Annotated in this window: 1 protein-coding gene; it reads left to right on the forward strand. The window is 61.7% G+C overall.

Annotation, left to right across the window (positions count from 1 at the left end; genetic code table 11):
* The coding region (locus tag F8N96_RS34810; RefSeq protein WP_150801640.1) for an aldehyde dehydrogenase family protein at positions 1-1,119 on the forward strand (1,119 nt) is incomplete at its 5' end.

A 1,119-nucleotide genomic window follows, 5' to 3' on the forward strand; every position in this document is an offset into this window, starting at 1 on the left:
CAGGAAGGCAGCGCCGCCGAGATCGACGGCAACACCGTGGCCTATCACATCCATGAACCGCTGGGCGTGGTCGGGCAGATCATTCCGTGGAACTTCCCGATCCTGATGGCCGCCTGGAAACTCGCCCCGGCCCTGGCCGCCGGCAACTGCGTGGTGCTCAAGCCAGCCGAACAAACCCCGCTGGGCATTACCGTGCTGATGGAGCTGATCGGCGACCTGCTGCCACCGGGCGTGCTCAACGTGGTGCAAGGCTTCGGCAAGGAAGCCGGCGAAGCCCTGGCCACCAGCAAGCGCATCGCCAAGATCGCCTTCACCGGCTCGACCCCGGTCGGCTCGCACATCATGAAATGCGCGGCTGAAAACATCATTCCGTCCACCGTGGAGCTGGGTGGCAAATCGCCGAACATCTTCTTCGAAGACATCATGCAGGCTGAACCGAGTTTCATCGAAAAAGCCGCCGAAGGCCTGGTGCTGGCGTTCTTCAACCAGGGCGAAGTCTGCACCTGCCCGTCCCGCGCCCTGGTGCAAGAGTCGATCTACGACGAGTTCATGCAAGTGGTCATGAACAAAGTCCTGCAAATCAAACGCGGCGACCCGCTGGACACCGACACCATGGTCGGCGCCCAGGCGTCCGAGCAGCAATTCGACAAAATCCTGTCGTACCTGGAAATCGCCAAGGGCGAAGGCGCCGAACTGCTGACCGGCGGCAAGGTGGAAAAACTCGAGGGCAACCTGGCGACCGGGTACTACATCCAGCCGACCCTGCTCAAGGGCACCAACAAAATGCGCGTGTTCCAGGAAGAAATCTTTGGCCCGGTGGTGAGCATCACCACCTTCAAGGACGAAGCCGAAGCCCTGGCCATCGCCAACGACACCGAGTTCGGCCTGGGCGCCGGCCTGTGGACCCGCGACATCAACCGCGCCTACCGCATGGGCCGCGCGATCAAGGCCGGTCGGGTGTGGACCAACTGCTACCACCTGTACCCGGCGCATGCCGCGTTCGGTGGCTACAAGAAGTCCGGCGTCGGCCGTGAAACCCACAAGATGATGCTCGATCACTATCAGCAGACCAAAAACCTGCTGGTGAGCTACGACATCAATCCGCTGGGCTTCTTCTAA

The organism is Pseudomonas fluorescens, from assembly GCF_902497855.1.
Lineage (GTDB): Bacteria > Pseudomonadota > Gammaproteobacteria > Pseudomonadales > Pseudomonadaceae > Aquipseudomonas > Aquipseudomonas fluorescens_BI.